At 38.4% G+C, this 9326-nt stretch carries 6 protein-coding genes; 3 read left to right on the top strand and 3 right to left on the bottom strand.

All coding sequences use genetic code 11. The annotated features are described in order from the left end of the window. The first annotated feature begins 225 nt into the window (after positions 1-225). From RIB54_RS15010 to RIB54_RS15000, 3 genes are all read left to right on the top strand, one after another. Positions 226-651, top strand: coding sequence for a DUF2178 domain-containing protein (locus tag RIB54_RS15010; protein WP_350101654.1), 426 nt, complete (start codon positions 226-228; stop codon positions 649-651). Continuing rightward, on the top strand, positions 635-826 hold the full coding sequence (locus RIB54_RS15005) for a helix-turn-helix transcriptional regulator (protein WP_350070567.1): 192 nt from the start codon (positions 635-637) through the stop codon (positions 824-826). The genes RIB54_RS15010 and RIB54_RS15005 overlap by 17 nt, the downstream gene beginning before the upstream one ends. Before the next feature lie 351 nt (positions 827-1177). Then, the gene (locus RIB54_RS15000) at positions 1178-5158 is read left to right on the top strand and encodes a T9SS type B sorting domain-containing protein (RefSeq protein WP_350101653.1); all 3981 of its coding nucleotides are present in this window, start codon (positions 1178-1180) and stop codon (positions 5156-5158) included. 82 nt (positions 5159-5240) lie between these two features. Here RIB54_RS15000 and RIB54_RS14995 read toward each other — a convergent pair whose 3' ends face one another. The 3 genes from RIB54_RS14995 to RIB54_RS14985 all read right to left on the bottom strand — a co-directional run bounded on the left by RIB54_RS14995 (position 5241) and on the right by RIB54_RS14985 (position 9300). Then, positions 5241-6704 (bottom strand): M20/M25/M40 family metallo-hydrolase, encoded by a 1464-nt coding sequence (locus RIB54_RS14995; RefSeq protein WP_350101652.1) that lies wholly within the window; start codon positions 6702-6704, stop codon positions 5241-5243. 398 nt (positions 6705-7102) lie between these two features. Further along, complete coding sequence (locus RIB54_RS14990; RefSeq protein WP_350101651.1) at positions 7103-8194, bottom strand: TFIIB-type zinc ribbon-containing protein; 1092 nt, start codon at positions 8192-8194, stop codon at positions 7103-7105. Next, a complete protein-coding gene (locus tag RIB54_RS14985) occupies positions 8194-9300 on the bottom strand; it encodes an SPFH domain-containing protein (protein ID WP_350101650.1) in 1107 nt (368 codons plus the stop codon). Before RIB54_RS14985 ends, RIB54_RS14990 begins: the two co-directional genes overlap by 1 nt. Positions 9301-9326: the final 26 nt, after the last annotated feature.

Here is a 9326-nt window from a genome sequence, read left to right as displayed (position 1 = left end):
TTAACCTGATATTCCTAGAAATAAAATAATTATTGGAATGTCAGGACAGATTGTAATTAATAATATTGAAAACTAAGAAACATGTAAGTCATGCCGTCAGGCATCTTTGTCCATTTTAATTTTGTTATGGTTCTGATATTGTTTCGTGAGGACACGAAACAAGGCTTTAGGTTTTTGAATTAATGTTAGAAATATATAACTTTGTTAGAAATACATAACATTACTATGAATGCAAAAAATTTAGCCATAACGAAGTTTTCGGTGGCAGCCATTATTCTCGGTTTAATGAGCTTTTGGGTATTTAAGACAACAAAACCATTTAATGAATTCGCTTATGGTATAATTGCAGTCATGCTGCTAATAGTCGGATTTGTTATTTATTTTGGTATTCAGGCACTCAAAGATGCAAAATCAGGCCTAAATCCTGTGGACGAACTTTCAAAAACCATAACTGAAAAAGCAGCTGCAATCGCTTTTAGAATATCAATTTTCATGTGGCTTTTTGGACTTTTTGCGCTGGACATGTTCCCTGTTGATTCGGTAAATAAGGCGAAATTTGTCATAGCCATAGGCATGGTGGGCATGACGCTTATTTTTCTTATTACTCGTATATATCTTTCAAGGGTAGGGATAAATGAAAACGAGGATTAAGGAACTTCGTGCAAGGGATAATCTAACTCAGATTGATCTTGCGCTGAAAGTTGGGGTGCGCAGGGAAACTATTGTTTTTCTTGAGAAGGGAAAGTACAACCCTTCCCTTAAATTGGCGTTCGACATTTCGAAGGTATTTGAAAAGAAAATTGAAGAGGTTTTTATTTTAGAATAAATGACACTCAAAGCCTCGGAGTTAAAATGGCAAGCAACAACAGCATAATAGAACTTCTACCATTTTGCTAATGTCTTTTACTAAGCTAATTTAAATTCGATGTAAAAAAGCCCAAGACTCACATCCCGGGCTTCTCAAATGTCATTAATTGGAAATTACTCTCCCCATTTCCAGTCGCCTTGTATTTTGAGGTTCTTTTCAAACTGTTGGCTTTAATTGAATTTTTTTTGAGTTTTGATGTAAGTAAGAACTTGATTTTAGACTAAAACTAGATGAAAAATATGAAGTAGTTAAAATAAGGCTTATTTATATTTGCAATCTTTTCTATATCAAGTTTTATTTTCATCTTCCATGAAGGTACTTTTTACTGCGGCAAAGTTTACCCTTTCCGTTCTTCTGATTTTACCATTTTACAGTTATTCACAATGCCTTGAAGAAAGTCAGGTTTTAATACCTGAAAAGGTTCTGTCCAAGAGTAATTTGTATGGTGGTGAAATGTCATCTTACAACGATTATCTTTTAACATCTGCTTCTATAAACGACTCATTAGAGTTTGATGGTGGGTTAGTTTATCTATATAAGTTATTTGCCGGTGAATGGGAAAAGATAGCTGAACTTGCGCCTTCTGAACCTAATCTGCAGATGTTTTTTGGTAGAAAGGTTGTTATTAGTGATAACATTATCATTGTAGCTGGAAATACTTTTACCCCTGAAGGATATCATTTTGATGAGCTTTTTATATACACCAAAGATGACTCAGAAGAGTGGGTGAATTCCACAGAGTCGTTTAAACATGTCATTAGAGATGATTTAAATAATGTAGGTTTGATAGTCAATCAGTTGGTAATACATGATGACATTCTCGGGGTGTCTTATTACACAAGCACAGAAAATATAGTGAGTTTTTACAATATATCCGCTGACGGCTCATTAAACCATATCAATTCTCTTAATGCTCCTAAAGATCAGAATAACCGCAATGGAAGTTTTGGTATTGACTTTGATTTCAATGAAAATTATGTTGCCGTAGGTGCTTCGGAATACTATTATGAGCCATATTCAAGAGGGACATTGTTTGTATATAATTGGATTGATGTTGTAACGCAAGCTGATCCAGCTCCTGCTGCTAATTTAAAACCCAGAACTTCAGATCAACAGAACTTTGGTGTACAAGTTGAAGTATTGGAGAATGTGATTTTTGCTTCCAATGGCTATTATTATGCAGGTGCTGATAGATATGAAACCAATATTTATGTTTTCAAAAAACCTATATCAGGCTGGCTAAATAGGAATGAGTCTGCTATACTGTCCTTAGGAGTAAATGGATTTTATGGATATAGAAATACGCTAAGAGTATCAGACCAATATGTTTTCCTATCAAGAAGCTCTTATGGGGAAAATACCATCTATGGATTTAAAAAAACTGGGGTTGACTGGGGATATGCTCGGCCAACTATAGTATTTCATAAAGAAAAGGAGGAGCCAACAGATACCCGCTATTTTGCTTCAAGTTTAGAAATTTTTGAGGATCATGTTGTTGCCAGTTATATTGATGGTAATTCCTCGTTCTATCCAGACTCTCAAGATGAATTGATTAGTTATAATACACCAGGAGGTATTTATGAAAAAATAGGTGATGATGAGCATCAACGAATAAGTGAAATTACTTACTCTGCATCTGAAGCAGTATTTGGTGAATCGATGTCATACTCTAATAACAGATTGGCGGTTGGTGTTGTTGGTGACAAAAAAAATGGCCAATATGCAGGAGCAGTTTATATTTATGACAGGAATCAGGCCACTGAGGATTATGATCTGTCTGCCGTTATAAGATCACCTGACAAAAATCCCTATGATAACTTCGGGTATAGAGTTGAACTTTCAGACTCATTATTATTTGTTTCTTCCGTGTTTTATGACAGCCTTGATACAGATGGTTCTTATATACAAGGCTCTATAGGTAAGGTTTATCAGTATATATCCAGCGGGGGTAGCTGGCAACTACAAAATACTATTTATTCTCCTGCTGATTTGTTTGATGACGATAATGTTCACTTTGGAAGGTCCTTAAGCTATAGCGATAATTATTTGGCAGTCAGCCAATATTATACAGGCTCTTCAGAGTCTAATGGTGCTGTTCATATTTTCGAGAGAACCGAAGCTAATGGCTGGAATCCGGTGGCTGAAATGCGTACTAGTGAGCAAATGGGTGGAGACTTCTTTGGCAGGAAAGTTATTATGCGTGATAGCTTATTAGTGGTTGGAACTGGAAATCCCGAATACGGTTCTACTGATGAAATGCGAGTATACATTTTTACAAGAAAGGGTGAAAAGTGGGAGAGCGGAACTGAAGCTGCCTATCTATCACCGTCCGATAAAAGAAGATTTGATCGATTCGGTTTTAGCTTTGATTTACACAGAGATTTGATAGTTGTAGGCTCACCTCAATTTAATTACGGTAATACCAAAAATTTGGCAGGTAAAGCTTATATATTCAAAAAGCCAGATGATGGTTGGTCAGGCAGAATCAATGAAAGTCTAATGCTTGAGCCTGCCAACCCTATGGAGGAAGATTTTTTTGGATATGATGTAATGATGGATGATAATCAAATTTTAGTTGGTGCGGCAAGTAGTATTAACAATCCAGCTTCGATATGGTATACTTCAGACATACCTGACCTTCAACCTGGAAAGTTGTATTTTTTTGATCCATATTCGGGTCAAAATCAAGGGGACATTGCCAATGAGCGATACATACAATTGTCTCCGAATAATCGGTATTTAGATGGTTTTGGCTATCTGCTAGAAAAGTCGTTCGACCGAGTCTTTGTTACAGCCACTTATGACAATAATGAAAGTGGGTTTAGAGCCGGTGGAGTCTACAATTTTAAGTACACAACCTACATTTACGGTATTGAAGAACCAATATGTGTGGATGAATCCCCCTTTAAAATGAAATCAAATATATTAGGAGGTATATGGTCTGGACAGGGTATTACAGATGAGAATGAGGGTTGGTTCGATCCATCAAGAATACCCGAAAATTCGTGGACTTTAGTTAGTTATACGGCCGGTGATTGTACAGTGTCGACAAGCCTCTTTGTTGGTTCTTCTCCAGAACTGATTTCAAAATCTGATGATAAAATCACTAAATGTGCAGACGATATTAGCCTTTTTGTTAACTATTCTTCAGAATCCAGAACTTTGGCAAGATGGTATTATAAAGAATCATCAACTGATTCTTACCAATTTCTTAAATCAGGAATTGATACCATTGCAGTGAGCCTTTCGGGCTATTATAAAGTGGAAGTAGAAAACTCCTCTTGCAGGCCACTTGCACTTGTTTTTGAGGTTGAAGAAGAAAAACTTGAAGTTGAGTTAAGTCATGAAAATCAAGCCGAGATATGTTCCTATGCTAACGAGATACTCTCATTAGTTACGAATGAAGACTTGCAAGGTATAGAATGGCACTATGGTGAAACTTATGCCGAATCATTTAACTTGTTGGAGGCTTCTGAAAAAATACCAATTAAAGCTTCAGGTTATTATTTTTCCATATATAGAACAGAGCATTGCTCCTATACATCTGATACCATCTATTTGAACTACAACCATTTGGAAATTGATATTGTTGAACCAGAAACTATCTGTTCTTATGAACCATATCAATTACAGGTTTCGCCTGAAGAAGGTTTATGGTATGGGAGCGGTGTAAGTAATACAGGATTAGTCAATACATATCAACTAAGTGAGGGTATTCATAGCAGTGATTATAAAATAATTCAAGGTGGGTGTGTTTTTTCAAAATCCGTTGAATTTGAGGTGTTATTACTTCCCCGTCCTGAAATAGAATATCAAAGCAACGAGGTTTGTGCTGAACAACCAACAGTGCTGAGTATTTCTAATAATGAGAAGTTAGCAAATGTTTCGTGGTTTAAAGAGGGGAATGCGGCTATTTTGGATTCAACAGATACTTATTCGGCAGATATGGCAGGCGATTTCTTTGCAATGTTTGATTCAAAAGGATGTCAAACAATATCAGATACTGTTACACTTTATACAAAGCAAGATAGTTTGTATGTGCCAAATGTTATCACTAACAATGATGATGGAGTAAACGATTATTTCGAGTTTTACTATGAAGGAACTAACGATATTAATTTGACTATTTTCAACAGATGGGGTGATAAAGTCTATTTTGACGAGGGCGAGGAATTAAAATGGAGGCCTGAAAATCAGTCTTCTGGGGTTTATTATTGGCAGATAAACTATCACGACTGCTACAAGGCTCCTCAAAGTCTTAAAGGGTGGGTTCAACTTTTAAACGATTAGGTCTTCTCATTATTTTGCTGTTTAGAGAATAAAAAAGCCCAAGACTCACATCCCGGGCTTCTCAAATGTCATTAATTGGAAATTACTCTCCCCATTTCCAGTCACCCTGCATTTTAAGGTTCTCTTCAAGTCCATTGTCAATCATAAATTGTTTAGTCTCTTCTGAGTTCATTTTTACGGCAGGTAATTTCTCTGCGTTGGCTACTTCATAAAGCATCATACTTGCAAATCTGGTGGTGTTGGTAATATGCTCCTTGTTCACCAAATCAAAATCATCACAGTCGGCATGGTAACATTTATAAATGCTTCTGTCAAGGTTTGATTTTACCGATAGGATAGGCACCCCTGCCAGCATAAACGGCTGATGATCACTGTGCAGTCCTGCACGTGATGAGAATTCTCCTTTGTAGACAGTATCAATAGCTTGTAATTTTTCACCAAGTGAAGCGAAAAATGCCGTATCAATAGCTGCACCAGAAGCATTCATGCCAACCGGGTTACCGCTCATGTCAAGGTTCATCATAAACTTGATATTATCTATGGAACCATCCTTTTCCGCTTCTTCTACCATTTTACGAGAACCGAACAAGCCTTGCTCTTCACCCATGAAGAATACAAACTGCATCGTTCTTTTTGGTTGTAGATTGTTGGCTTTAAATGTTCTGGCTATGTCCAATACTGCAAAAGAACCTATACCATTATCAATAGCGCCTGTAGCTAAGTCCCAGCTATCAAGATGGCCACCAACTATCACTTTTTCTTCAGGTATTTCTGATCCAGGTAATGTGGCAATCACATTTCTTGCTTTGATCAGTCCGCTATTATTGGTCATGTCTATAGTAGCACTTACGCTTCCAGGAGCTGAGGCCAATTGTTCTTTTATCTTCATGCCGTCTTCATAACCGATACAAATGGCAGGCATATCAAGCAATTCGCCAGTTACGGAAGCTGTACCTGTTAGTAATATCCCACCTTCATGCTGGTTAAAAATGATAATGCCAGCAGCACCGTTTTTAATGGCCAGCTCGGCTTTCTCTGAACGGTGAAGGTTCTGCACTTCTTCAGGTGTATCAGGAAGTAAAGAGATAAAGCTTAAAACTATTTTGCCTTTAAGCGCATCGCCAATACCTTCATAATCAGCAGCTACGCCATTGCCCATGTCCACAATTTCGCCTGTAACATTTGCTTTAACAGGGGAGTGACCAAGGCTTACAGAAGCAACAGAATCAGTTTGTCCGTCTGTGGTAGTAGTTAATTGCACAGTGCCACGACTCCAGGCTTCTACTTCAAACTCCTGAAATTTGACATCTTCAAAACCATAAGATTTCAACTTATCGAATACAAACTGCTCTGCTTTGGCTCCATTTTCAGAGCCTGTTAATCTATGACCAATGGTTTCAGATGCTTCTTTTAAGGCGCTATATGCTTCAGAGTTTTGTAGGACTTCCGTATTGATTGTTTCAAAAATATTTTCTTCTGTCTGCTTTTCTGTTGTAGAACAGGCAAAGGCAACGCCTAAGGATATAATTAATGTCTTTCTAATCATGCTGTAGTGTTTAGGTTATCATTAAATGTATAACCCAAATACCAATTGGCAGAATGACTTTATATGAGTGGTAGGATTATTATTTACTTACTTTTAACCGTCATGCCGGAAAATAAAGGGTTACATTTTTAAAACCCTTTATTTATCCGGTATCTCTGTTTGTCATTTCAGCCTTGAGCCTGCCTTTGCAGGCAAACAGGCTGGGACCTTAGTGTTAGTTCATTGTTGATGACAATACCAACAATTGCAAAAGAGGTCTCCTTAAGCTTAGGGAGATTTCTCCCTCGTACCTCAGTCGAAATGACGTAAAAAAGATAAGTCATTCCAGGGTCTCTGCAAGTAAATTAGGAAGGCCTCTCGCTGCGCTCTCAGGAATGATGCCCAACTTAAAATAATAGCTAGTTCTTGGCAAAATACCAAATAGTACCAATCACAACTATACCAAGAAGCACCGCCAATGTGATTTTAACCCAGCTCCATGGCCGTTCGCCTTGTACTTCACCTGTACGAGCGTTTACAAAAAACTGATAAACCTTATCCTTAAACTTAAAAGCACTAACATAAACGGGCAGCAGTATATGTTTGAACTTGATATTGTCATACTTGGAGCTTTTACTAATAATCCTTTGCGTATCACCACCAATATCACGCATTATCGCGTTTCTGATATCGCTATCAGCTAGTTGTTTGGCTCTTTCAAACCCAGCACCAAGGTCTACCTGGTATTTTTCAGAGACAAATCCACTTAGGAATGACTTTTCATAAGGTAATAGATTATTCAAATCCCAAGGTTCCAGCTTTTCTACATGTGGCTGAGAGAGTGATTTAGTTGCTACAACTAAAATATCATCAAAGTTGACTGTTACATTACCTGATACACTAGTCCAGCGGGTTTTTCTTACCTGACGGGTTTTGGTTTTACCATCACTTTGATAAGTTTCTGTGACGTAATAATAAGTGCCTCGCTGTCCAAAATAGGAGGAGTGGGTTAATGTATCAAATGTCCAGTAGGGGATATAAATCCCATGAAGGTGCTCAAAATTTAAAGCAGCTTTTTTGAGCTTATCTGGTGCAAACCATAAGCCATTGATCCATTTTTTGAAGGCCGCTTTAGCTTCGTCTTTATTAAGTTTAAAAGGCAGTAAAGACTTGGGCTGGATGATCACCTCATCTGTAGCATCTTCAAGAATCAACGAAGTACTGCAATAGGTACAGTCAGCAGCGGTAATATGGGGCTCCATAGTTGAAGAAGCACCGCAGGAACTGCATTTAACATACTTCTCGGTCACCTGCTCTGCGGATGACATCATATTGTTAAGGTACTCCTGAAAGTCAAGCTCCTCTATTGCTTCATCAGAAACGGGAATCTCGTTTTTTGTATTACAATACTCACAAACCAGCTCTGTAGTGCCAGGCTTGTAGTTTAATTCTGCACCACAATTGGTGCAGTGCATCTTGCCTATTTCAACCTCTAGATTCTCCTGCTCCATTACTGACCCGGGATTGGTGGTGGCACACTACCAAATACATCTTTCAATTCGCCCAGTTCCCCGGCAGCAGTCCAGTTGCCCATGCCTTCTCGCCAAACGAGGCTTTCTTTTATGAATTGTTGTTGACCAGCCATTTCCTTAAGCTTGGTCATATCGTAGGGGCCTGTTTGTTGGCCGCCAACAGCCACAAAGTAGGCGAGGGCTGGTGGTCCGCCCGGAACAGGGGGCGGTGAAGCTTTGGGTTGTTGCTGCTGTTGACTAAACTGCTGTCCCATTTGGTTGGCCATGGCAAAGCCCATACCCATACCCATACCGGCTCCGGCTGTTCCACTAGGGTTATTGGCCGCAGCTTCCATAGATTTGGCTGCCTTCATTTGGGTGAGTTTGTTAAGGTCAATGGAGTTTAGTCTACTAAGCTCAAAAATCTCTTTCTTAATTTCTTCAGGCATAGAGATATTCTCAATCAGGAATTTGGTAAGTTCAAGACCATATTGGTTGAATTCTGGTTTAATGGCCTCATGAACAAAACCAGAGAGCTCGTTCAGTTTGGCAGCAAATGCCTCAACAGGAAAGCCAGACTCGCCAACAGCATCTGTAAATCGCGTTACAATAAGGCTTTTTAGCTGTTCTGCAATTTCTTCTGTGGTAAAGTGCCCGTCAGTACCTACTATTTCTTTTATGAATAAAGCCGCATCCGTTACTCGGAGCACATAGGTTCCAAAAGAGCGGATTTCCAGCATTCCAAATCGGGCATCAGAAAGTGTGATGGCATTTTTGGTTCCCCATTTTTGATCTGTAATATTCCGCGTACTTACAAAGTACACTTCTGCCTTGAAGGGACTGTCAAAGCCATATTTCCAACCTTTAAGGGTTGATAGGATGGGCATATTTTGAGTTGTCAGTGTGTACATTCCCGGTTCGTACACATCGGCAATTTTACCTTCATTTATAAAAACTGCTACCTGACCTTCCCTAACCGTCAGCTTGGCACCCATTTTAATTTCATTTTGGTACCGCTCAAAGCGATAAACCATGGTATTGTTAGAATCATCTAACCATTCGATGATATCTATAAACTCGTTCCTTAACTTATCAAAAATGCCCATAGCGTTCTATTTTAATTATTAGACTT

It is taken from the genome of Fulvivirga sp. (assembly GCF_040218215.1).
GTDB lineage: Bacteria > Bacteroidota > Bacteroidia > Cytophagales > Cyclobacteriaceae > Fulvivirga.
The sequence above is the reverse complement of the archived record's forward strand: the minus strand, read 5'-3'. Positions and strand labels throughout refer to the sequence as shown.

What these genes read in the sequence shown, in the direction of transcription:
- RIB54_RS15010 (WP_350101654.1), top strand. Translation starts at nt 226, where the DNA reads ATGAATGCAAAAAATTTAGCCATAACGAAGTTTTCGGTGGCAGCCATT.
- RIB54_RS15005 (WP_350070567.1), top strand. Translation starts at nt 635, where the DNA reads ATGAAAACGAGGATTAAGGAACTTCGTGCAAGGGATAATCTAACTCAG.
- RIB54_RS15000 (WP_350101653.1), top strand. Translation starts at nt 1,178, where the DNA reads ATGAAGGTACTTTTTACTGCGGCAAAGTTTACCCTTTCCGTTCTTCTG.
- RIB54_RS14995 (WP_350101652.1), bottom strand. Translation starts at nt 6,704, where the DNA reads ATGATTAGAAAGACATTAATTATATCCTTAGGCGTTGCCTTTGCCTGT.
- RIB54_RS14990 (WP_350101651.1), bottom strand. Translation starts at nt 8,194, where the DNA reads ATGGAGCAGGAGAATCTAGAGGTTGAAATAGGCAAGATGCACTGCACC.
- RIB54_RS14985 (WP_350101650.1), bottom strand. Translation starts at nt 9,300, where the DNA reads ATGGGCATTTTTGATAAGTTAAGGAACGAGTTTATAGATATCATCGAA.